At 69.2% G+C, this 22737-nt stretch carries 22 protein-coding genes; 14 read left to right on the top strand and 8 right to left on the bottom strand.

All coding sequences use genetic code 11. The features are described from left to right. Positions 1–42 precede the first annotated feature (42 nt). Positions 43–1020, top strand: coding sequence for an NAD(P)-dependent alcohol dehydrogenase (locus ABN611_RS05540; RefSeq protein WP_350278688.1), 978 nt, complete (start codon positions 43–45; stop codon positions 1018–1020). On the opposite strand, the gene ABN611_RS05535 is transcribed toward ABN611_RS05540, so the two are convergent. The 4 genes from ABN611_RS05535 to ABN611_RS05520 form a co-directional block, all read right to left on the bottom strand. Beyond that, entirely contained in the window at positions 1010–2305 is a 1296-nt protein-coding gene (locus ABN611_RS05535) for a lanthionine synthetase LanC family protein (protein ID WP_350278687.1), read from the bottom strand. The two genes, ABN611_RS05540 and ABN611_RS05535, sit on opposite strands and share 11 nt — an antisense overlap. Then, positions 2302–2820 carry a DUF6886 family protein gene (locus ABN611_RS05530; RefSeq protein WP_350278686.1) on the bottom strand — a complete coding sequence of 173 codons (519 nt, stop codon included), beginning with the start codon at positions 2818–2820 and terminating at the stop codon, positions 2302–2304. The genes ABN611_RS05535 and ABN611_RS05530 overlap by 4 nt, the downstream gene beginning before the upstream one ends. A gap of 42 nt (positions 2821–2862) precedes the next feature. Beyond that, positions 2863–3624, bottom strand: coding sequence for a M23 family metallopeptidase (locus ABN611_RS05525; protein ID WP_350278685.1), 762 nt, complete (start codon positions 3622–3624; stop codon positions 2863–2865). 349 nt (positions 3625–3973) lie between these two features. Then, on the bottom strand, positions 3974–4831 hold the full coding sequence (locus tag ABN611_RS05520; RefSeq protein ID WP_350278684.1) for an alpha/beta fold hydrolase: 858 nt from the start codon (positions 4829–4831) through the stop codon (positions 3974–3976). A gap of 134 nt (positions 4832–4965) precedes the next feature. Between ABN611_RS05520 and ABN611_RS05515 the strand changes: the two genes are divergently transcribed. From ABN611_RS05515 to ABN611_RS05495, 5 genes are all read left to right on the top strand, one after another. Beyond that, positions 4966–5385, top strand: a complete 420-nt coding sequence (locus ABN611_RS05515) for a cobalamin B12-binding domain-containing protein (protein ID WP_350278683.1) — start codon at positions 4966–4968, stop codon at positions 5383–5385. A 341-nt stretch (positions 5386–5726) separates the two neighbouring features. Then, positions 5727–7049, top strand: coding sequence for an ABC transporter substrate-binding protein (locus tag ABN611_RS05510; protein WP_350278682.1), 1323 nt, complete (start codon positions 5727–5729; stop codon positions 7047–7049). Positions 7050–7143: 94 nt separating this feature from the next. Beyond that, a complete protein-coding gene (locus ABN611_RS05505; RefSeq protein WP_350278681.1) occupies positions 7144–8208 on the top strand; it encodes a sugar ABC transporter permease in 1065 nt (354 codons plus the stop codon). Continuing rightward, positions 8205–9056 carry a carbohydrate ABC transporter permease gene (locus ABN611_RS05500; protein WP_350278680.1) on the top strand — a complete coding sequence of 284 codons (852 nt, stop codon included), beginning with the start codon at positions 8205–8207 and terminating at the stop codon, positions 9054–9056. The genes ABN611_RS05505 and ABN611_RS05500 overlap by 4 nt, the downstream gene beginning before the upstream one ends. A 248-nt stretch (positions 9057–9304) precedes the next feature. Continuing rightward, positions 9305–9838 carry a hypothetical protein gene (locus tag ABN611_RS05495; protein WP_350278679.1) on the top strand — a complete coding sequence of 178 codons (534 nt, stop codon included), beginning with the start codon at positions 9305–9307 and terminating at the stop codon, positions 9836–9838. Between the two features lie 318 nt (positions 9839–10156). Here ABN611_RS05495 and ABN611_RS05490 read toward each other — a convergent pair whose 3' ends face one another. Next, positions 10157–11791 carry an alpha-amylase family glycosyl hydrolase gene (locus tag ABN611_RS05490; protein ID WP_350281597.1) on the bottom strand — a complete coding sequence of 545 codons (1635 nt, stop codon included), beginning with the start codon at positions 11789–11791 and terminating at the stop codon, positions 10157–10159. A gap of 200 nt (positions 11792–11991) precedes the next feature. On the opposite strand from ABN611_RS05490, the gene sucC reads away from it, so the two are divergent. Both sucC and sucD read left to right on the top strand, forming a co-directional pair. Beyond that, entirely contained in the window at positions 11992–13164 is a 1173-nt protein-coding gene (gene sucC, locus ABN611_RS05485; RefSeq protein WP_350278678.1) for an ADP-forming succinate--CoA ligase subunit beta, read from the top strand. A gap of 14 nt (positions 13165–13178) precedes the next feature. Then, positions 13179–14069, top strand: a complete 891-nt coding sequence (sucD, locus tag ABN611_RS05480; RefSeq protein WP_350278677.1) for a succinate--CoA ligase subunit alpha — start codon at positions 13179–13181, stop codon at positions 14067–14069. Positions 14070–14111: 42 nt separating this feature from the next. Here the strand turns inward: sucD and ABN611_RS05475 are convergent, their stop codons facing one another. Beyond that, positions 14112–15443 (bottom strand): hypothetical protein, encoded by a 1332-nt coding sequence (locus tag ABN611_RS05475; protein WP_350278676.1) that lies wholly within the window; start codon positions 15441–15443, stop codon positions 14112–14114. A gap of 175 nt (positions 15444–15618) precedes the next feature. On the opposite strand from ABN611_RS05475, the gene ABN611_RS05470 reads away from it, so the two are divergent. The 6 genes from ABN611_RS05470 (at position 15619) to ABN611_RS05445 (ending at position 21940) form a co-directional block, all read left to right on the top strand. Beyond that, positions 15619–16863 carry a DUF6350 family protein gene (locus ABN611_RS05470; RefSeq protein WP_350278675.1) on the top strand — a complete coding sequence of 415 codons (1245 nt, stop codon included), beginning with the start codon at positions 15619–15621 and terminating at the stop codon, positions 16861–16863. A 34-nt stretch (positions 16864–16897) separates the two neighbouring features. Next, positions 16898–17524 carry a phosphoribosylglycinamide formyltransferase gene (purN, locus tag ABN611_RS05465; RefSeq protein ID WP_350278674.1) on the top strand — a complete coding sequence of 209 codons (627 nt, stop codon included), beginning with the start codon at positions 16898–16900 and terminating at the stop codon, positions 17522–17524. Beyond that, entirely contained in the window at positions 17521–19080 is a 1560-nt protein-coding gene (purH, locus tag ABN611_RS05460) for a bifunctional phosphoribosylaminoimidazolecarboxamide formyltransferase/IMP cyclohydrolase (RefSeq protein WP_350278673.1), read from the top strand. Before purN ends, purH begins: the two co-directional genes overlap by 4 nt. A 153-nt stretch (positions 19081–19233) precedes the next feature. After that, positions 19234–20094 carry a hypothetical protein gene (locus ABN611_RS05455; RefSeq protein ID WP_350278672.1) on the top strand — a complete coding sequence of 287 codons (861 nt, stop codon included), beginning with the start codon at positions 19234–19236 and terminating at the stop codon, positions 20092–20094. Further along, positions 20085–21179, top strand: a complete 1095-nt coding sequence (locus ABN611_RS05450) for a hypothetical protein (RefSeq protein WP_350278671.1) — start codon at positions 20085–20087, stop codon at positions 21177–21179. The genes ABN611_RS05455 and ABN611_RS05450 overlap by 10 nt, the downstream gene beginning before the upstream one ends. Then, positions 21176–21940, top strand: a complete 765-nt coding sequence (locus tag ABN611_RS05445; protein ID WP_350278670.1) for a hypothetical protein — start codon at positions 21176–21178, stop codon at positions 21938–21940. The genes ABN611_RS05450 and ABN611_RS05445 overlap by 4 nt, the downstream gene beginning before the upstream one ends. Here the strand turns inward: ABN611_RS05445 and ABN611_RS05440 are convergent. Beyond that, a complete protein-coding gene (locus ABN611_RS05440) occupies positions 21937–22401 on the bottom strand; it encodes a GNAT family N-acetyltransferase (protein ID WP_350278669.1) in 465 nt (154 codons plus the stop codon). The genes ABN611_RS05445 and ABN611_RS05440 overlap by 4 nt on opposite strands. Further along, the gene (locus ABN611_RS05435) at positions 22401–22721 is read right to left on the bottom strand and encodes an XRE family transcriptional regulator (RefSeq protein WP_350278668.1); all 321 of its coding nucleotides are present in this window, start codon (positions 22719–22721) and stop codon (positions 22401–22403) included. Before ABN611_RS05435 ends, ABN611_RS05440 begins: the two co-directional genes overlap by 1 nt. Positions 22722–22737 lie beyond the last annotated feature (16 nt).

Genomic DNA, 22737 nt, shown 5'->3' with positions numbered 1-22737 from the left:
ACCTTACGTCGTAAGGAGACTTACGTTGTAAGGGGGAGTGGGATGAAGGCCATCGTCCAGCACGAGTACGGATCACCCGACGTCCTGGCGTTCGCCGACGTGGAGAAGCCGCGACCTGCCGCCGGAGAGGTGCTGGTGCGGGTCGAGGCGGCGTCGGTCAACGCGCGCGACTGGCATGTGCTCCGCGGCGATCCGTACGTCGCCCGCCCGTCCGCCGACCTCGGCTGGCGGCGGCCGAACGTACCGATCCGCGGCACGGACTTCGCCGGCCGGGTGGAAGCGGTCGGCGCGGGCGTCGACCTCCAGGTAGGGCACGAGGTGTACGGCGAGGCGCCGGGGGCGTTCGCGGAGTACGTCGCCGTACCGCAGGACCGGGTCGCCGCGAAACCGGCCAACCTCAGCTTCGAGGAGGCAGCCGCGCTGCCGCTGGCGGCGAACACCGCGCTGGTCGGGCTGCACGACACCGCGAAAGTGCAGGCGGGTCAGCGGGTCCTGATCAACGGCGCGGCCGGCGGGGTCGGCACATTCGCGGTCCAGCTCGGCAAGGCGCTCGGCGCGACGGTGACGGCCGTCTGCAGCAGCAGGAACGTCGACCTGGTCGCCTCGCTCGGCGCCGACGACGTCGTGGACTACACGACCTCGGACTTCAGCCGGCTGGGGCGGCGGTACGACGTCGTACTCGATCTCGTCGGCAACCGGTCGCTGACAGCGTTGCGGCGGGTCCTGGTTCGCCGCGGCGCGCTTCTGCTCTCGGGTGGCGGGCTGTACGGCGGCGGCAGTGTGTTCGGTCCGCTCGCGCTGATCGTCCGCGGACAGCTCGCGGCGCCGTTCGTTGCGCAGCGCATCGAGGTGTTCAGCGCTGTTCCCAGCCGCGCCAACCTCACGGCGTTACGCGAGTACGCCGAAGCCGGCCGGCTCACCCCGGTCGTCGACCGGACCTACCCGCTGTCAGCCGCCGCCGAGGCGATCCGCTACGTCGAGGCGGGGCACGCCCGCGGCAAGGTCGTGATCACCGTGTGAGGGTCCACCAGTTCTCCATCCGCGCGACCGCGCGCCGGTCGCCGTCGACCGCCCGCTGGAGCCGGAACAGGTACGCCGCGATGCCGGCCGCACCCTGCATCCAGCCGACGCCCGGAGGCAGCAGGGGATCCTCGTTGCGGTGCTCGACGAAGCGCCAGTACCCCTCCGGGCGGGCGTGGTCGACCAGCGTGTCACCCAGCCGTCCGGCGAACTCCAGGTCTCGCTCGTCGCCGTCGCGGAGCCAGGTGTCGAGGAACGCGTCGCCGACGCCGGCCGTACCGCAGCAGCGGCCGTCGTTGTCCCAGAAGCCCGGATGCAGGCGCTCGGGGATCCCGGAGTACCGGACGCTGTCGAGGCAGCGGCGGCGCCAGATCGCGGGCGTTTCACCGGCGATCTCCGGTACGGCGGCGTACTCGAGGGCGCTGAACGCCGCCGCGGTGCCGGCGCCGCCGTGACACCAGTTGAAGGTGTATTCGTCCCCGTGCCGCTCCGACCACGGGATCACCCGCGGCACCCGGAAGCCCTTCTCGTCGGTGATGCCGATCGTCACCAGGTGCTCAGCCCCACGCCGCGCCGCGTCGACCAGCTCCGGCCGGTCGAGCTCGACGCCGGCCACCGCGAGCACCGCCACGATCCCGGCCAGCCCGTGCGAGAAGTTCGGCATCTCGGTCGGCTCCACGGTGTAGAACCGCCGCGGCACGAAGAGCCAGTTCAGCCCGGCCGGCGTGACCTCCTGCTCCGCAAGCAGCCAGTCAGCACTCCATCCGCCCAGACGCCGGGCTGTGACGTTCGGGCTCTGCCGGAGAGCCCACAAGGCGCCCATCAGCACCGATGCGGTACCGAGGGTGGCGTCGTTGCAGCGGGCGTTCTCGTGGTACTTCGGGGGCTCCAGGAACGACTGCGCCCAGCCGCCGTGCTCGTCGTCGACGAGTGCGGCCAGCCGGTCCAAAGCAGCAGCCGAACCGGGTTCGCCGAGCGCGGTCAGGGACCCGATGTAGCTCACCAGACCGTCGAAGAACGTGATGGTGGTGTCAGCTGGGATTGCGCCACGGATCCGGGCGGCGATGCCCTCGGCAAGCTCTTGTTCCGCAGGCGTCCACGGTCTGCCGAGCTTGATCTCCGCGAGCACGTGCCCCAGCCCGCCGACCCCGCTGTGCATCCCCGCGACGTACTCGTCCGGCTTCTCGCCGTCGCCGGCCTCCGGGATCCACGGCCCGTCGTCGTCCCACCGGACCTGGCCCAGCACCCACGACCAGGACCGCTCCGCGACCTCGCCGTACCTCATGGCCGTGCGTTCCGGAGCCGGATACCGCTCCACTCGAGCGTGCTCGCGGTCGTCTCGGCCCAGAAGTCGTGCAGCCGGTTCAGGACCCGCAACTGGATCCCGGCCTCGTCGTGCAGTTCGAACAGGTCCCCGACCCGCTCCGGCGGACCGAGCGGCCGTACGTCGGTCGTCGCGACGAAGGCCGCGTCGTGCTCGACGAAGGCGCCGGACGGCAGCCGGTAGGCGTACAACTCGACCGAGCGCATCGCGTCCAGCCAGCCGTACTCGACGGCGTGCACGCGGGTGCCGGAGCCGGCGCCGATGATCCGGTCGCGGTCCTCGGGAGTGGTGTTGGGTCCGACCCAGGCCATCGCGCGCGGGCATTGGCGCGGGAACCAGTAGTCGGGGGCCCGGTCGTGGCCGACGGCCCAGACGTACGCCGTGGCCTGCTGCGCGGTCTTCGCGACGTGGGGCCGGAAGATCTCGATCGTCGGATCTTCGGAGAAGTGCAGGACCTCACCCGCTGCCGGACGCATGCGCCGCAGCTTAGCGAGGGTTCCGGAGACGGTGCTCGGGAATTACGGGTTCAGGCCGCAGTGGTTGCGCAGCCAGGACATCGGGTTGATCGGCTCGCCGTTGTCCGGGCGGACCTCGAAGTGCAGGTGCGGCCCGGTGGTGTTGCCGGTCATCCCGACCGCGCCGACCTGGTCACCGGCGTACACGGTCTCGCCGACCTCGACGCTGAACTTCGACATGTGGTTGTACCAGGTGACGGTGCCGTCCTCGTGCCGGACCTGGACCTGGCGGCCGTACGGGCCGGCCCAGTCGGCGAAGATCACCACGCCCTTCATCACGGAGCTGATCCGGGTCCCGATCGGGGCGGCGAAGTCGGTGCCGGTGTGGTTGCGGGCCCAGCGGCTGCCGCCCTGCCCGAACGTGGCGGTGATGTGGTAGCCGGAGAGCATCATCTCGCAGCGGGTGGCCGACTCGCGGGCCTTCTTCTCGGCGGCCTCGGCCTTGGCCTTCGCGGCGGCCAGCGCGTTCGCGCGCTTCGCGGTGAGGGCCTGGGTGACGTTCAGCTTCGCGGCCCGGGCCTGCGCCAGCTTGGCGGCCGCGGACTGCTTCTTGGTCTTGGTCGTGTCGGCCAGCTGGACGCGGGAGGAGTCCCGGGTGGCGAGCTGCCGTGCCTGGATGCGTGCCGTGGTGATCCCCGACAGCTGCTGCCCGCTGTCCAGGCTCAGCGCGGCCAGATTGACCGCGGAGTTCGCCTGGGTCGGTGACGCCAGCGAGCTGTGGCTGAAGCCGACAGCTCCGGCTGCCGCGGCGAGCGCGGCGGTCAATCCGACGATCTGGGTACTGCTGGGGGTACTACGCCTGGCAACGCGATGCTTGGCACTATGACGTCCTGCGCCGGGCTTGCGCGCAGCATTGCCGGGCGTGACGCGGTCTCCCGCGGCACGGTGCTGGGACACAACGTGGCCTTTCGGTCACAGGGGAGGGGCTTGGAGACGGGTCAGAGACTCTTCTCCGCCCTCCTGGAGGGTTTATTCCCCGGGAGGACTCACAGACCATAACGGAAGGGTCACGGGGTGACAAACCCTGCCACCCACTTTTCCGCGGCTCCTTCACGAAACTTTTGCATGAGCGGCTGCACGTGCATCAGCCGGAAGCGCGCAGAAAGCTTCCTGATCAGGCAGTTCTGGGCTCTTCGTCGTCCAGGTGGGCCAGTACGCCGGTGATGCGGTGTACGACCTCGCCGTGGAACGGCAGGGACAGGTGGCCCACGCCGTGGACCCGGACATTACTCGCCAGCAGGTCGGGGTGCCTGATCCGGGCCCGCCGCTGCGGCACGATCAGCTGGTCGACGTCGCTGTAGAACGCGACGAACCGGGTCCGGCAGTCCGGCGCCGGCTCGGCCAGTTCGGCCATCAGGTCGCTGTCCGGGCGGACCTGCTTGACCAGCGGCCACGGCAGCAGCTTGGCCGCGACGGTGCCCTGGTGCGGCGTACCGAGCGTGACGCAGGTGTGGACGCGGGCGTCGCCGCCGAGGCGCTGGACGTAGTACCGCGCGATCAGGCCGCCGAGGCTGTGCCCGATCACGTGGACCTGGTCCGACCCGGTCGCCTCGCAGATCGCCTCGATCTCGCGGCCCATCCGCTCGGCGGTACGGCGTACGTCCAGCGTCAGCGGGGAGTACGAGAACGTGTGCAGGCCGCTGAACCCGCGGCGCAGCAGCTGCCGGCGCATCAGCGCGAAGATCGTGTGGTTGTCGATGATCCCATGCGCGAGCAGGATCGGCGTTCCGGCTGCGCGGACGTCGCTGACCAGCAGGCCGCGCTGCGCCGGGCCGAGACCGGCCAGGTTCAGCCGCGCGGGCAACGCGGGCGTGCCGCCGCCGACCAGGCCGAGCGGGTACATCGCGAGGTGGGTGGTCAGCCAGCCGAGCTCGACGGCGGCGCCGTGCAGCACCCTGGGCGAGAGGGCCGAGCGGGCGCCGTACGCGAGTCCGTCGAGCGCGCCGCGGACCTCGTCCTGCCAGGAACCCATGGGCCCCTCCTCACAAAACCAGACCCCCCGGTGGTCCGATCTCTCTTCCAAGGTAACCGGTTCCCACCAGGCGTGTCGGGGAACACACGGCTCCGTGTCTTATCGGCGCGCGGCGCAGCGGTTAGCCTGCCCTCATGCCTGCTGCGAGCCCGTTGCGCGTCGTCGTCGCCAAGCCTGGTCTGGACGGTCACGACCGCGGTGCCAAGGTCGTCGCCCGCGCGCTGCGCGACGCCGGCATGGAGGTCATCTACACCGGCCTGCACCAGACCCCGGAGCAGATCGTGGAGACCGCGATCGCCGAGGACGCGGACGCGATCGGGCTGTCGGTGCTGTCCGGCGCGCACATGACGCTGTTCAAGCGGGTGCGCGAACTGCTCGCCGAGCGCGAGGCCGAGGACATCGTGGTGTTCGGCGGCGGGATCATCCCGGACGCCGACCTGGCGCCGCTGGCCGAGCTCGGCGTGCACAAGATCTTTACTCCCGGCGCGACCACCACCGAGATCGTCGAGTGGGTCCGCTCGAACGTCGGCGACGCCTCCGCCTCCCCGGCCTGAGCGCAGCGCCTCGGGGCGTTCCGGAGTACCGCATCCGCTCCGGAGCGTGATGACGACTGCTTGGAGTCGTTCTGAACAGTCCTGCCCGGTTCAGCTAGGTTACTAATCAGTAATACCGAATCGTTAAGAAATACCTGGTTGTGCGGGCTTCCCAAACGCGGTCGCATACAGCCATGCGGCTGTCCGTTTCAGAGACCGTCGGGCGCGGCTGTGTGTGGCTCAGAACACATCGGCCGGTTCTCGGTTACTGTCCGGACAGGGCGGATCGCAGCGCGGTGGGGGACTGCGACCTGCTGACGCAGGACCCAAGCGATGTCCCATCGGGAGAGGGCAGGTAAACGATGAGGTTTGAACGATCACACACACGCCGGGCGGCCTTCGTGGCCGTCGCGAGCAGCCTGGCGCTGCTGGCGACCGCGTGTGGTGGTGACGACGGAAGCGGCGGCGGGGACGGCGGGTCGTCGAACGGCGGCGCGCTCGAGGGCCGCGGCCCGATCACCTTCGCCACCGGCAAGGACACCTCCGGGAACCTGACGAACCAGGTCGCCGCGTGGAACGCGCAGCACCCGGACGAGAAGGTCGAGATCAAGGAACTTCCGGAGTCCGCGGACGGCCAGCGGCAGCAGATGATCCAGAACGCCCAGGCGAAGTCGGACGCGTTCAGCGTGCTGAACCTGGACGTGGTCTGGACCGCCGAGTTCGCCGCGAACCGCTGGGTCACGCAGTTGCCGGAAGACCAGTTCCCGGACCTGGGCAAGCTGCTGCCGTCCACGGTCGACACCGCGAAGTACCGCGACAAGCTGTACGCCGTCCCGGTGACGTCGGACGGCGGGCTGCTGTACTACCGCAAGGACCTCCTCGACAAGGCCGGCGTACAGCCGCCGAAGACCTGGGAAGAGATGGTCGCCGCCTGCGCCAAGGTGAAGGCGCTGCCGGAGGCCAAGAGCATCAACTGCTACGCGGGCCAGTTCGAGAAGTACGAAGGCCTGACGGTGAACTTCTCCGAGGCGATCAACGGTGCCGGTGGCGTCGTGGTCGGTGACGACGGTAAGCCGAATGTCGACACCCCCGAGGCGCTGGCCGGCCTGACCGCCCTGACCGAGGGCTTCAAGACGGGCTTCATGCCGAAGGCCGCGATCACCTACAAGGAAGAGGAAGGCCGTCGCGCGTTCCAGGAGGGCAACCTGCTCTTCCACCGCAACTGGCCGTACGTGTACGCGCTCGCCGGCAAGACCGACGGGTCGTCGAAGATCGCCGGCAAGTTCGCGGTCGCGCCGCTGCCGGGCCTGAAGGGGGCGGGCGTGTCCACCCTCGGTGGCCACAACTACGCGATCTCCGAGTTCACCAAGAACAAGGCGACCGCCGCGGACTTCATCAAGTTCATGTCCAGCGAGGAGCGCCAGAAGGCGAACATCGAGAAGACCTCGCAGGCGCCGACCTGGGCCTCGCTGTACGAGGACCCGGCGCTGAACAAGCAGTTCCCGTACCTGGCCCCGCTGAAGGCCTCGATCGAGACCGCGAAGTCGCGGCCGAAGGTGGTCAAGTACGGCGACGTCACCACGGCCATCCAGGAGGCGGCGTACGGCGCCCTCACCGGCGCGACCCCGCCGAAGGATGCGCTCAGCCAGTTGCAGACCAAGCTGAGCTCGCTCATCACTCAATGACGAAAGTGGCGGGGCCGGTGCGTGGCAGCTACACCTGCGCACCGGCCCCGGCCTGTCGCTGCCTGCTCCGGCAGGCACAGAGAAGGAGACAGAGATGAGTGCAACCGCCCAGCTCGCTGAGCGGCCCTCGAAGCAACCGCAGAAATCCCGGCGCCGGACGTCGTTCAACGAGGGCACCGGCCGGTTGGCGGCGATCCTGTTGTCGCCCACCCTGATCGTCCTCGCCCTGGTGGTCGTCTACCCGATCATCTCGGCGCTGCGCGAGTCCTTGTACACGAGCGGCCAGCAGATCGACGACGAGGGCTTCGTCGTCGAGGGCTCGCAGTTCGTCGGGCTCGACAACTACACCGCCATCTTCTCCGGCGAGACCGGAGAGCGCTTCTGGAACGCCTTCTACAACACCACGTTCTTCACCGTCACCATGGTGGTCCTGGAGACCATCCTGGGTGTCGCGATGGCCTTGGTGATGCACAAGGCGTTCAAGGGCCGGGCCATCGTCCGGGCCAGCATCCTGGTCCCGTGGGCGATCCCGACCGTCGTGTCGGCGCTGCTCTGGAAGTGGATCTTCCAGGCCGACGGCGCCGCCAACGCCCTGCTCGGCACCCAGATCCTGTGGTCGACCGAGGGCTGGCAGTCGGTGCTGTCGGTGATCATCGCGGACACCTGGAAGACCGCGCCGTTCATCGGCCTGCTCACCCTCGCCGGCCTGCAGACGATCCCGGACGAGGTGTACGAGGCCGCCAAGGTCGACGGCGCGAACGCGTGGCAGCAGTTCCTCCGGATCACGCTGCCGCTGGTGAAGCCGGCGCTGCTCGTGGCGGTGCTGTTCCGCATCCTCGACACGCTGCGGATCTTCGACCTGCCGTTCGTGCTGGTCGGCGCGAACAAGGACTCGGTCGAGACGCTGTCGATGCTCGCGTACGACGAGGCGTCGAACACGAGGTACGGACCGGCCGCGGCGTACGCGACGATCCTGTTCCTGTACGTCGCGCTGGTGGCGTACGTGTTCGTGAAGCTGCTGGGCGCCGACATCCTCGGTGACGCCGTGAAGCGCAAGCCGAACGGCAAGCGCCGGGGCAAGAGCAAGGACGCCGCGCCACCCGGGGCGAACACCGTCGCGATGGCCGGTTCGACGCACGGAGGAGGCAGCGTCTCATGAGCACCAACATCAAGGCCGCCGAGGCGAGCCCGGTACGCCGCTACCTGCCGCTGCTCGGGGTGGCAGCGATCGTGCTGTACTGCCTGCTGCCGTTCTACTGGATGTTCGTGTCGGCGTTCCGGCGTCCGCTGGACCAGTTCGACAACTCGCTGCTGCCGTCGCCGTGGTCGCTCGACAACCTGAAGGCGGTCTTCGGTGAGGGCGTCGGCTTCGGCCGGGCTCTGCTGAACAGCCTGATCGTGGCCGGGGTGACGACGATCCTGGTGCTGATCATCGGCCTGATCGCGGCGTACACGCTGGCCCGGCTGGACTTCCGGTTCAAGAACGTGGTGCTGGCGATCATCATCACCACGTCGATGTTCCCGGGGATCTCGCTGGTCATCCCGCTGCTGAAGCTGTTCATCGACATCAAGTGGATCAACACCTACCAGGCGATGATCGTGCCCAGCCTGTCGTTCGCGCTGCCGCTGGCGGTCTGGACGCTGACCACGTTCTTCCGGCAGATGCCGCGGGAGCTGGAGCAGGCCGCGATGGTCGACGGCTGCACGCCGGCACAGGCGTTCCGCAAGGTGATCCTGCCGCTGGCCGCGCCGGGTGTGTTCACGACGGCGATCATCACCTTCATCGCCGCCTGGAACGAGTTCCTGATCGCGCTCAGCATGGTGAACAAGAAGGAGATCCAGACCGCGAACGTCGCGATCTCCAAGTTCACCGGCATCTCGGGCTTCGACCAGCCGTTCGGCACCCAGATGGCCGCCGGCGTGGTGGTCACGATCCCGCTGGTGATCGCGGTCCTGATCTTCCAGCGCCGCATCGTCGCCGGCCTCACGGCAGGTGGCGTGAAGTGAGTTGGTTCAACCGCGACCGGCGGGAGCGCGAAGACCGCGCCCGCCGGGACCGGGAGGACCGCGACCGCCGGGACCGGGAAGACCGGGAACGACGCGACCGGGACGACCGCGACAGACGCGACCGCGAAGATCGCGACCGCGCAGCCCGCCTGAGATAACACCAACGGCCGGAGCCCTCGGGCTCCGGCCGTTCTGCTGGTGCTGATGGGTTTGGCGACTAGCTGATCGCAGATCTAAAGTGACTCTCCGTGTCCGCCGCCCACGCCTTCGTCGACGAGTCGATCCGCAACGGCTACCTGTTGTCCGCCGCCGTGATCCCGACCGACGACCTGTCAATTGCCCGGGGCAAACTTCTGGAGCTCTGCAAACCCGGTCAGCGGTGCCTCCACATGCGTGACGAGAACGACAGTCGCCGGCGCGAAATTCTCAGCATCTTGACCGGGCTGGGTATCCAGGTCTACCTACACCGGGCCTCGGTGGCGGGCCGGCCGATCCGCGACGGCCGGGATCAGTGCCCGCGCGCGCTTGTTCCCCAACTGCTGGTTCTCGGCGTCACGCGCCTCGTGATCGAGTCGTGTAATCAGGACCGCCGCGATCAGCAGATCGTGCAGCCGATCAGCAACCGGCTTGCCGTGCCCGGCCGCTTCGTCTTCCTGCACTCGGTGCCGTCGGCGGAGCCGATGCTCTGGGCGGCGGACGCGGTCGCATGGGCTTACGGCCGGGGAGGCGACTGGCGGCGGCGAGTGGAGGGACTCCTCGGCAGCGTCACCGAGCTGTCCTAGAACAAGCTGCCAGGAAGCGCGAAACCCGGGCGACCAGTCGTCCGGCTGGCTCCCGGGTCCACTTCCTCAGCTACCGCCTCGGCACGCTCAGTATATGTGCAGCCTCTGGCGAGCGCCAAAGGCTCATCCTTGCTGCACTCAGCGGTGGACCGTACTCGGACGGAGCCGGTTGCCCGGGTAGGGCCTCGTTGTCGGGCGCGGGCGGCAGCACACAACTCCCGGCGGTAGCCGGAAAGGAATGCACCGGCGGCAGCCGGGGGTGGGCGGGAGCGCTGCGTAGCACGCGGGGGCTTACCCGGCGGGCTACGCAGCCGGTGGTCACACCTCGAGCCAGGCGGTGGTGTTTGGGGGGAGGGTGTCGGTGAGGGGGCTGCTGGTCAGGAGGAGCTTTTGGTGGGTGGGGAGGGGGTAGGGGGTGTCGGTGAGGTTGACGACGCAGCGGAAGTTGGGGGAGCGGGTGAAGGAGAGGATGCCTTCGGGGGCGTCCTGGTCCCATTCGAGGCGGCCTTCGCCCAGGGCGGGGTGGTCGCGGCGGATCTTCAGCGCTGCCTTGTAGAGGTTGAGGTGGCTGTCAGGGTTGGCGGTCTGGGCCTCGGCGGTCAGCGGCGCCCAGTCGGACGGCTGCGGGAGCCACGGCTGGCCCTCACCGGGGCCGAAGCCGTACGGCGGTTCGGTGCCGGACCACGGGATCGGAACCCGGCAGCCGTCGCGGCCGCGGACGGTGTGGCCCGAGCGCTCCCAGGTCGGGTCGTCGAGCACGTCCTCGGGCAGGTCCTCGACCTCGGGCAGCCCGAGCTCGTCACCCTGGTAGATGTACGCGCCACCGGGCAGCGCCAGCTCCAGCAGCGCCGCCGCCCGCGCCCGGCGCAGACCCAGCTCGAGATCGGTCGGTACGACGCCAGCGCCCTCCAGCGCGTCCTTGTGCGCGCGGCCGTAGCGCGTGCGGTGCCGGATCGTGTCGTGATTGCTCAGCACCCACGTCGCCGGCGCCCCGACCGCCCACAGGTTCTCGGTGGTGTGGTCGATGACCTCGCGCAGTTCCTTCGCGTCCCACGCCGCCCGCAGCGCGTCGAAGTTGAACGCCGAGTGCAGCTCGTTCGGCCGGACGTACTGCGCCAGCCGCTCGGCCGGCGACAACCACGCCTCGGCCACGAAGACCCGCGGCCCCTGCGGCGTGTCGGCGTACTCGTCGGCGATCGCCCGCCAGCGCTGGTGGATCGTGTGCACACCCGGCTGGTCGTAGAACGGGTTCCCGACGTACTTCTCCCGCGTCGGCTCCCCGTTGTGCAGCGGTACGTCGGGCAGCGTGGCGTCCTTCGCCATCGAGTCCGCGACGTCGATCCGGAACCCGTCGACCCCGCGGTCGAACCAGAACCGCAGGATCGCGTCGAACTCCTCGATGACCTTCGGGTGGTCCCAGTTCCAGTCCGGCTGCGAGATGTCGAACAGGTGCAGGTACCACTGCCCGTCGTCGATCTGCTGCCAGGCGCCGCCGCCGAACGCGGCCGGCCAGTTGGTCGGCGGCAGCCCGTCCTGCCCGTCCCGGAACCAGAACAACTCCCGCTCCGCCGACCCCTTGCCCGCCGCCAGCGCCGCCTTGAACCACGGGTGGTCCCAGGAGCAGTGGTTCGGCACCAGGTCGATGAGGATCCGCAGACCGAGCGCGTGCGCTTCCTCGATCAGCGCGTCGGCGTCCGCGAGCGTGCCGAACTCCGGGTTGATGTCGCGGTAGTCCGCGACGTCGTACCCACCGTCGAGCAGCGGGGACGGGTACCACGGGCTGATCCAAATCGCGTCGACGCCGAGGTCGGCGAGGTACGGCAGCCGGGCGCGGATCCCGTTCACGTCGCCGGTCCCGTCGCCGTCGGCGTCGGCGAACGAACGCGGGTACACCTGGTAGACGACGGCGCTACGCCACCAGTCGTCAGCTGGTCTGGTTCCGGAGTCAGGCATGGGATCGGTCATGCGGACTAGCCTGACACGAGGGCCGAAGGCCGTGTGACAGTCGTCTCAGCGTGTACCCCGGCTGTTGCCGTGCCCGGCGGGGTGGCTAGTCTCAGGCCGACGGAGCGCGCCGGCGACCGTGCCCTCTTATCGGGTCCAGCCCGCCTGCCGCGGCCTACTCGAACAGGTGCGAGAGAGGGACCACAGTCGTGGACTTGATGGAATACCAGGCGAAGACGGTCTTCGCCAAGCACGGAGTGCGGACGACCGTGGGTGAGGTCGTCACGACTCCGGAGGAAGCCCGCGCGGCGGCCGAGAAGATCGGTGGCCGGGTGGTCGTGAAGGCCCAGGTCAAGACCGGCGGCCGCGGCAAGGCCGGCGGCGTGAAGCTGGCGTCCTCGCCGGAGGAGGCGGAGGAGAAGGCCCGCGAGATCCTCGGCCTGGACATCAAGGGTCACGTCGTCAAGATCCTGAACATCGTCCCGGCCGCGGCGATCGCCGAGGAGTACTACTTCTCGTTCCTGATCGACCGGGCGAACCGCAACTACCTCTGCATCGCCTCCGCCGCCGGCGGCATGGAGATCGAGGAGGTCGCGCACACCAACCCGGAGGCGGTCGCGAAGATCTCGATCGACCCGGCGACCGGCGTCGACGAGGCGAAGGCCCGGGAGATCGCGCGCGCGGCGAAGTACCCGGAGGACATCCTGGACGCGGTCGCGCCGGAGATCGTCAAGCTGTACGACGTCTTCATCAGCGAGGACGCGTCGCTGGTCGAGGTGAACCCGCTGGTCAAGCTCGAGGACGGCAACGTCGAGGCGCTGGACGGCAAGGTCAGCCTGGACGAGAACGCGGACTTCCGGCACCCGGAGCACGCCGAGTTCGAGGACGTCGCGGCGGCCGACCCGCTGGAGGCGGCGGCCAAGGCCAAGGGCCTGAACTACGTGAAGCTGGACGGCTCGGTCGGCATCATCGGCAACGGCGCCGGCCTGGTCATGTCGACGCTGGACGTGGTGGCGTACGCCGGTGAGGAGTTCGGCGGCGTGAAGCCCGCGAACTTCCTCGACATCGGCGGCGGCGCGTCCGCCGAGGTGATGGCGAACGGCCTGGAGATCATCATCTCCGACTCGCAGGTGGAGAGCGTGTTCGTGAACGTCTTCGGCGGCATCACCGCCTGTGACGCGGTCGCGAACGGCATCGTGCAGGCCTTCGAGCTGCTGTCGAGCCGCGGCGAGGCCGTCACGAAGCCGCTGGTCGTCCGGCTGGACGGCAACAACGCCGAGGAGGGCCGCCGGATCCTCGACGAGGCCGGCCTGGCCGGTCTGGAGCGGGTCGACACGATGGACGGCGCCGCCAAGCGCGCCGCCGAGCTGGCTGCGAAGTAAGGGATCGCCGAACAATGTCTATCTTCCTGACCAAGGACAGCAAGGTCATCGTCCAGGGCATGACCGGCTCCGAGGGCACCAAGCACACCACCCGGATGCTCGCCTCGGGCACCAACATCGTCGGCGGCGTGAACCCGCGCAAGGCGGGCCAGAGCCAGGACTTCGACGGCAAGGCGGTGCCGGTGTTCGGCACCGTGGCCGACGCGGTGAAGGAGACCGGCGCGAACGTGTCGGTCATCTTCGTCCCGCCGAAGTTCACCAAGGACGCCGTACTCGAGGCCATCGAGGCCGAGGTGCCGCTGGTCGTGGTGATCACCGAGGGGGTGCCGGTGCACGACACCGCGGCGTTCTTCGCCGCCGCGCAGGCGTCCGGCAAGACCCGGATCATCGGCCCGAACTGCCCCGGCATCATCACCCCGGGCGAGTCGAACGCGGGCATCATCCCGGCCAGCATCGCGGGCCAGGGCCGGATCGGCCTGGTCAGCAAGTCCGGCACGCTGACCTACCAGATGATGTACGAGCTGCAGGACTTCGGGTTCTCGACGGCGATCGGGATCGGTGGCGACCCGATCATCGGTACGACGCACATCGACGCGCTGCAGGCGTTCCAGGACGACCCGGACACCGACGCGATCGTGATGATCGGCGAGATCGGTGGTGACGCCGAGGAGCGGGCGGCCGCGTTCATCAAGGAGAACGTGACCAAGCCGGTCGTCGGGTACGTCGCCGGGTTCACCGCGCCGGAGGGCAAGACGATGGGTCACGCGGGCGCGATCGTGTCCGGCTCGTCCGGTACGGCGGCCGCCAAGCAGGAGGCCCTCGAGGCCGTCGGCGTGAAGGTCGGCAAGACGCCGTCCGAGACCGCCAACCTGATGCGCGAGATCATGCAGGGCCTGACCAAGTAGGCTATGCCGGAGCGGGACCTGTCCTTCGGGGCGGGTCCCGCTTTATTTGTAGGCGGCGGAGCGGTCGACCGCGCGGGCCAGCGTCTCGTTGAACGCGGCGTCGGTCAGGTCCAGCTCCTTGAGCACCGGGAACAGCAGGTGCACCGCGCGGTCCCCGGACCCGGCGATCCCGATCCGGTAGACGAACTTCTTCCCGTCGCCGGTGTCGTACGTCGCCTTCCAGCTCTTGCCGGTGATCGTGCTGGTCTTGATCGTCCCGGTCGATTCGACCTTCGCGTTCGAGACGTTCTTCTCGCAGGCGTCGACGTTCTTCTTGACCTGGCTGACGAAACTCGCCGCGGCGTTCGGGGTGGCGAACTTCGCGACCGTGTCGTCGAGGCCGAACTCGGTCGGCACCTTGGCCTCCGGCGTCACGTAGGTGACCGTGCCGTATTTCTTCGGCTTCGCCTTCTTGAAGTCGAGCTTCTCGCAGCTGGTGCCGGTCCCGGCCTTCGCGGGAGCGCTCACCCACGGCTTGTTGATCTCCGCCAGCAGCGGCAGGTCGACCGAGGCCATGAAGCCCGGGGTGTCGACGTTCGGCAGCAGCGCCGGCTTCGCGATCGGGGCGCCGGTGCCGCAGCCGCCGGTCTGCGCGCAGATCTTCTTGGCGGCGGCGTTCGCGGTGGCCAGCACCGCGTTCGGCTTCGGCGGGGTGGCGGCCAGCGTGTCGTGCTCGACGACCATCGTGGCCTGCCCGGCCAGCGTGACCGCGACCGTCTTGTACTTCGTCTTCGCGCCGGGCACCTGCCCGAACACCGCGATCACGCCGGCGTCGCCGACGCCCGACGTCACGTAGCCGGCCGCCAGCCGGGTCTGCGGGGTCGTGCACTGACTGAGCCAGTGCACGACCGTGCTGTAGGTCTTCGCCGCGGTGGCCTTGTCGTTGGACACGTCGACGTACTGGACCGCGGTTTCCTTGGTGGTCGAGTTCTGCAGGGTGCGGACCCAGGTGCGCAGGCCGGACGGGTCCGCGAACCGCTGCGACTGGCAGACGAACGAGCTGTCCGGCGCCGAGTCGCCGTCGGCGGTCTTGGTGACCGCCCAGGTCCCGGTCGCGCCGAGCGTCTTCGCTCCCGCGGCGTCCAGCAGGGCCTTGTCGTCGGCCAGCACCGTCGACTCGGTGGGCTTGTCGTCCGTGGGACCGCCGCCGGCCTTGGTGCCCGGGGTCTTGTCGCCGCCGAACGCGTTCAGCGCGGCGACCCCGCCGCCGCCGACCAGCAGCACGACCGCGACACCGGCGGCGATCGTCTGGTTCCGCTTGCGCGCGCGCTGGCGACGCGCCTCCCGGGCAGCAGCGCGACCGCCGCCGCGGGGTGCACGGTGGGAACCGGCCAAAGCTCGACCTCCTGACTGATTCCACCCGACAGTACCCGGTGACCCCGCACCGCCCCCAACCCAGCTACCACCAGGCGAACACCATCCACTGAGCGTGAGCGAGCGGGCTGAAGTCTCCCACATCCGGCGTGTCAGGACGAGTGCCGTGCGGCCGCGGGGAGACGATGGGAGTCAGATGACCGACATGCTGAGCCGCCCGGGCGCGCGGGACGGTGAGCCGAGCGCTGCGCCGACGTCGGAGATCGCCGCCCAGACCAAGCCGTTGCTGGTATCGGCTGTGATCTCCGCGGGAGCCTGCCTGCTCACCGGCTTGCTGACCTGCGCCGCGGTCGCCGTGATCGGCTGGCTCGCCGCGACCTTCGGCGGCGCGTCCGGCGCGGTCCGCGCCGGGGCAGCGGCCTGGCTGGTCGCCCACAAGGCCGGGGTGACGCTCGGCAGCGGGCGGATCAGCATCGCGCCGCTCGGTCTCACCTTGTTCTTCGCCTGGTGCCTGTACCGCGGCGGCAAGTCCGCGGTCCGGTCCAGCGCGGCCGACCGGACCCGGGACCTGATCGCGCTGTCCGGTGCGTTCGCGGTCGTCTACGGCCTCGGCGGGCTGGTCGTGGCGTTGTTCACAGCCGAGGACGCGTTGAAGGTGTCCCCGCTGTCGGCTTTCCTGGGCGCGTTCTCGCTGGCACTGGTGGCCGGGGCCGCGGGCATCGTGGTCGAGTCCGGCGCGGGCGAGGACCTCGCGGATGCCACGCCGACCGGTCTGCGGGACGCAGTACCCGCTGCGATGGCCGCCGTACTGACAGTCGTCTCACTCGCGGCCGTGCTGTACGCCGTCCTGCTCGCGATCCACTTCTCGCGGATCACCGGGATGCTCGAGCTGCTGAACGCGGGCGTGATCGGTTCGGTGGTGCTGTTCGCGATCTGCCTGATGCTGGTGCCGAACATGCTGCTGTACGTCGTCGCGTTCCTCGCCGGGCCTGGATTCCAGCTCGGGACCGGTACGACGATCGCGCCGACCGGCGTCGACGTGGGGAACCTGCCGGCGCTGCCGCTGCTGGCCGCGGTGCCTGCCGACGGCGCGACGCCGTCGTACCTGCTGGTGCTCACGGCCGTGGTGCCGTTGCTGGCGGGCGCGGTCGCGGGGCTGGTCGTCGTACGGCGGGGGCTCGCGGAGCCGGACTCGGACGTGCTGGGCTGGGACGCGTTCGCGCTGCGCGGGGCGATGGCGGCGCTGCTCGCGGGGATCGTGTTCTTCGTGCTGTTCGCGTTGTCGGGCGGGTCGGCGGGGCCCGGGCGGATGGCCGCGGTCGGCGTGCCGGCGGCGCTGCCGGCGGCCGGCGTGCTGGCGGCCGGGATGGCGATCGGCGCCGCGATCACGGCCGCGGTGGTCTCGTCCCGGCGACCGGTTGACGGGGAGACCACCGGTTAGTTCCGGAGCGCGGGCGGGCGATAGGCTTCCAGCCGTGACTTCCGCAGCTGACTCCGGTTTCGCACGCCTCGTCGTGCTCGTGTCGGGGTCGGGGTCGAACCTGCAGGCCCTGCTGGACGCCTGCGCCGACCCGGCGTACGGCGCCGAGGTCGTCGCCGTGGGCGCCGACCGGGAGGGGATCGCCGGCCTGGACCGGGCCGCGGCCGCCGGGGTGCCGACGTTCGTGCACAAGGTCAAGGAGTACCCGACCCGCGCCGACTGGGACCGGGCGCTGACGTCGTCCGTGGCGCAGTACAAGCCCGACCTGGTCGTGTCGGCGGGGTTCCTGAAGCTCGTCGGCGAGGACTTCCTGGAGTCCTTCGGCGACCGGTACATCAACACCCACAACGCGCTGCTGCCGGCGTTCCCCGGGATCCACGGTCCGCGGGACGCGCTGGAGTACGGCGTGAAGGTCGCCGGGGCGACGCTGTTCTTCGTGGACGGCGGCGTCGACACCGGGCCGATCATCGCGCAGGTCGTCGTACCGGTCGAGGACGACGACACCGAAGAAACCCTGACCGAACGGATCAAGGAGGTCGAACGCCGCCAGCTGGTGGAGTGGGTCGGCCGGCTGGTCCGCGAGGGCTGGACCATCACCGGACGAAAGGTTCGACTGAAGTGAGCACCGACCGCAGGCCGATCCGCCGGGCGCTGATCAGCGTCTACGACAAGACCGGTCTGGAGGAGCTCGCGACCGCGCTGGACGCGGCGGGCGTGCAGATCGTGTCGACCGGTTCGACCGCGGCGCGGATCGCGGCGGCCGGCGTGCCGGTGACCAAGGTCGAAGAGCTGACCGGGTTCCCGGAGTGCCTGGACGGGCGGGTCAAGACGCTGCACCCGATGGTGCACGCGGGCCTGCTGGCCGACGTACGGCGGGACGAGCACGTGGAGCAGCTGCGCGAGATGCGCGTCGAGCCGTTCGACCTGCTGGTGAGCAACCTGTACCCGTTCACCGAGACGGTCGCGTCCGGCGCGTCGGTCGACGAGTGCATCGAGCAGATCGACATCGGCGGGCCGTCGATGGTGCGCGGCGCGGCGAAGAACCACGCGAACGTCGCGGTCGTGACGTCGCCCGCGCAGTACCCCTTGCTGTACAGCGTTCTGGGCGAGGGCGGGTTCTCGCTCGAGGAGCGGCAGCGGCTCGCGGCGGCGGCGTTCGTGCACACCGCGGACTACGACATCGCGGTCGCGTCGTGGATGGGCAACGTGCTCACCGACAGCTCCGAGGGCTCCGGCTTCCCGGCGTGGGTCGGCGCGTCGTGGGAGAAGTCGGCGACCCTGCGGTACGGCGAGAACCCGCACCAGCCGGCGGCGCTGTACCTGAACGGTCGCGGCGGTCTCGCGGCGGCCGAACAGCTGCACGGCAAGGAGATGTCGTACAACAACTACGTCGACGCCGACGCGGCACGTCGTACGGCGTACGACTTCAGTGAGCCGGCGGTGGCGATCATCAAGCACGCCAACCCGTGCGGCATCGCGGTCGGCAAGGACATCGCCGAGGCGCACCGGCGCGCGCACGAGTGCGACCCGGTGTCGGCGTACGGCGGCGTGATCGCGACGAACCGCCCGGTGACGGTGGACCTGGCCAAGCAGGTGGCGGAGATCTTCACCGAGGTGCTGGTGGCGCCCGGCTTCGAGGACGGCGCCGTGGAGATCCTGCAGGCGAAGAAGAACATCCGGCTGCTGGTGGCGCCGGAGGTGTCGGCGGACGAGACCGTCGAGCTGCGCGCGATCAGCGGCGGCCTGCTGCTGCAGCATCGCGACCGCTTCCAGGCGTCCGGTGACGACCCGGCCGCATGGACGCTGGCAGCCGGCGAACCTGCTTCTCCTGAGGTACTCGCCGACCTCGCATTCGCCTGGAAGGCATGCCGCGCGGTCAAGTCCAACGCGATCCTGCTCGCCGCCGACGGCGCCTCGGTCGGCGTCGGCATGGGCCAGGTCAACCGCGTCGACTCCTGCCGCCTGGCGGTCTCCCGCGCGGGCGACCGCGCCGCAGGCTCCGTCGCGGCCTCGGACGCCTTCTTCCCGTTCCCCGACGGCCTCGAGGTCCTGATCGAAGGCGGCGTCAAGGCAGTCGTCCAGCCCGGCGGCTCCATCCGCGACGAAGCCGCCATCGAAACCGCCACCAAAGCCGGCATCACCATGTACTTCACCAACACCCGCCACTTCTTCCACTGAGGTCGGCGCCTGCCCGAGTCAGCCGAAACCGGTCAACGTGCTACCCGCCTGTGGTCGTTGGAAAGTCCCTCATGGTGACGCCTTGTCGACGCGTAGCGACGCGAGGATCATCTGTCGCTATCAGGGGGTGTCGGCCGAGGGGGGCTCGGGCGGGTGGGAAATCTGTATCCGTCTGGTTTCGACCAGACGTACTTCAGCGCGTCTACGTGGGCCGAGCGGGTGGACCAGTGGATCGCCACGCATCAGGACGCCGGCTTCTCCGCCGGTAACGCCAAGGTGGTCCGTGATGTCCTCCGGGACCTCGAGACCGGACTGCGCATGGTCGTCAACATCACCGCGTTCTCGCTCTACGTCGTTCTGAAGGACAACGCGTACCTGAACCTCTACGAGCGGCCCGCGATCGGAGGCGAGTCACGCGAGCCGTCGGAGACTCGAAAGCATGTGGACCAGATGCTCGGGCTCGGCGTGCGGACATACTTCGGCGCGGCCGCGTTGGGTGGTGCCGGCGTCCGGTACTACGGCGAGTACTGCATGGTTCTCACACTCGACCAAGTCGCCGGCCGCGCTCGACTGCTCGACCGGGATTCCTTCGACATCGAGCTCGAACCCCTGAAGAGCTTGCCGCTGACCCCGGAGCGCCTTGCCGTACTCCGCGGCGACTGGGACGCCGACCGCATCGAGATGGCTGTTCTGCGGGTACTCCTCGAGCTCGGCCACGACCTCCGTCTGGTGACGAGCGGAACGGTCTCGGACACGGTGCTCCGCGATCAGGAGTTCATCGAGGTGCACTTGGAAGGATCGTTCGCGCCACGCGAGGTGGAGGAGGTCCGCGAGTCTCCGGACGAGACTGCGATCGAGATGTCCCTGCGCAACAGGCGGGAGCGTGCGATCCCCCTCACGCAGACCGAGCAGGACTGGCTCCTACGGCGATCCTGGATCAGCGAGCACCTGGCCTCGTACGGGATCCGGCATCGGATAGTCACCCTGCACGGGAGGGGCTACCAATGGAAATGACGACTCCGTGGTTCATCGACGCCTGGGCCGTGTACGACGGGCTCGCGTTCACGTCCCGCAGTACGCCTGACGTTCGGCGTACCGAGCGGGTCACCGACGCCGACACGACCGTCTTCCTCAGTGTTCCCGAACTCGAACCGATTCCGCTCGGCAGGATCACCACCGGTCTGCGGGCCGCCAGGTCGTCGTTCCAGGACGGATTCTTCGACGAGGACGGCTCCGAGATCGCCTTCGAGTCCCTGGAATCGGTTCGCGAAACGGTACGGCGCGGTTACCTGGCCAGTGGACTCGGACCGGGCGGGGCGGGCATGCCCGAACGTCCAGCGCCCGCTCCGGCCGCTCCCGCCGCTCCAGCAACGGTCACCGATGGCGAACTCGAGCCGGAGCCCCCGCTGGACCTCGCTCGTCGGTTGCTCGAGGAGGATCCCGCGGCGCTCCGAGACGCGATACGGCAGTACGCGCAGGCCGTGGTGATCGACTGGGAGAACGGGTTCAACGGCAGTGAACCTGCACTGCCCGGCACCCAGGCCGCGCTCGCCGAGTTCTACCTCGAACTGACCGACGCGGGCATCTGGGAAACGCCGTACCGGCAGGCCGAATTCGTCCATGAACACAACTTGATCGTCGGATCCCGTACCTTCGATCCGCACTCGGGATTCGCTCTCCGGCGCCGCTATCCGCCCGAACGCCTGCTCGCGACGGCTCCCTGTCCAAACCTGCCGTCGCCGCCGACCTTCAGCCGTCTGTCCGACCCCGTCAAGCTCAGCATGTGCGACTCGACCTATCTGCGCACGGGCGGGCTGCCACGAGCTACGCAGGTGCTCATCGCCGCGATCCTGGTCGGCGTTGCCGGCGAGGATCCGGCCATGTTCTGGTTCGGAGCCGACGGCGTCCTCGATCACCGGCTTCGAGGAGCACTCGATTGGATCGAAGCACAACTGCCGACCGGGATCGTCCCCGAGCCTGCCGACCGGCTGCTCAACGTGTTCGCCCGCCGCTGGCTCGAAGGACCGCCGACCTTCCCGCCTCCTTCGCCTGCCGCCGCGCCGCCGGTGGCCCCGACCGTCCGAGGTGCTGCCACATGATGAAGCCTGTAACGGTCACCGGCTGGGTCAATGTCTTCGTCCGGATCCTCACCTCGGTCGCCGGTCTTGTGCTGTTGGCGGCCTCGGCCGTGCAGCTGTTCGGCAGCGATCCGCGTGTGAATTTCTCCGGACTCGTCGTCGGCGCGATCCTGGTTGCGCTGCCGCTGGTGGTCGACCGCCTGGAGCACTTCTCCTTCGACGGGACAGGCCTCGAGTTTCGCTTCACCAAGCAGGTCGCCGAGCTCGGTGCGCCGAAGAGCGCCGGAATCCTTGAAGAGTCCGGGCTGGCCCGCGACCTGGAGGCCTATTCCTTCGTCTACACGGAGTTGACCGATCCCGCCCAGGAAGACATCCGCAAGGACCTCCTCGATCGCATCGTCGGAAAGGCGTCCGCACTCTCCGTCAGTCGCAAATTCGACCCCGTTGAGGTACATGCTCTCTTCGCGGCCGGATCACCCGTGATGCGTGTTCTCGTGCTAGGTCTCATGGAAGGCGATCCTGCACTTCTCGACGTCGACGTACTCCGCTCCGGCCTCACCCAGTCACGGACCGGCAACGAGCAGTTCCACGCCCTGAAACTTGCCTACCGCAACTGGTGCCGTCTTCCGGAGGGCGTACGCACAGAGCTGCGCGGGCTCGTGGCCACCGACGCCTACATCCAGGGCGACGCGGACCGCCGACAGATTGCCGACGACATCGACAAGCTTCAGTGCCGACCTGCTCTGGTGCCCTCCGGCGCCGGTGAGAAGGCAACGCGCTAGAACGACCGCTCGTAGCAGACCTGGTGGCCGTTGTCGCGGGTGTGGGTGGTCAGGGTCCAGCCGGTTTTGACGTAGAAGTTCTGGCCCTGCGGGTAGTTGGCGAGGGTCCACAGGATTGCCCGGTCGAAGCGGCCCGCCAACTCCTGAACAGCCTTCTCCATCAGGGCGATGCCGACGCCGCGCCGCCAGTACGCCGGATCGACGGCGATCGTGTCCAGCTCACCCAGCTCCGGGTCCACCGGATCCCGGCTCGCCCCGATCCCCACGAACCCGGCGACCAACCCGTCCAGCTCAGCCACCCACCAGTTGCCATCAGCAACCGTCGCGCTCCATCGAGCGACCCGCGCGTCGTCCAGCACCGCGACCGGCATCAATTCCCCGAACCCGGCGTTCCACGACTCGACGTAGATCCGCGCGACCCGCGCTCCGTCGTCGGCCGTGGCGCGGCGGACAGCCGCCATCAGCCGAGGACGAGGCGTTCGTCGCCGAAGTCGGCGACGATTTCCAGCTTGCCGCCGAGCGCCTCGACGTACCGCCGGATGGTGCTCAGCTCGGACCGGGCCAGCTCGCCACGTTCGATCTTCGAGACCGCGGTCTGCGTGATGTGCAACCTGTCGGCAAGATCGGTCTGGGTGAGTCCGTGCTGCTGACGCACGTCGGCAAGACGATGCGCACGCACCTCGGCCAGAGCCTCGTCCTCGAGGGCGGCGAGCTCGGCCTGGTCCTCAGGGGTCTTGATGAACTCCGCCAGCACCTCGTCGTGCGTTCTGTACTTCGCCACTTCCTCCTCCATCCGA

Source organism: Kribbella sp. HUAS MG21, from assembly GCF_040254265.1.
Classification (GTDB): domain Bacteria; phylum Actinomycetota; class Actinomycetes; order Propionibacteriales; family Kribbellaceae; genus Kribbella.
Note: the sequence above shows the minus strand (reverse complement) of the source record. Positions and strands in the feature narration are given on the sequence as shown.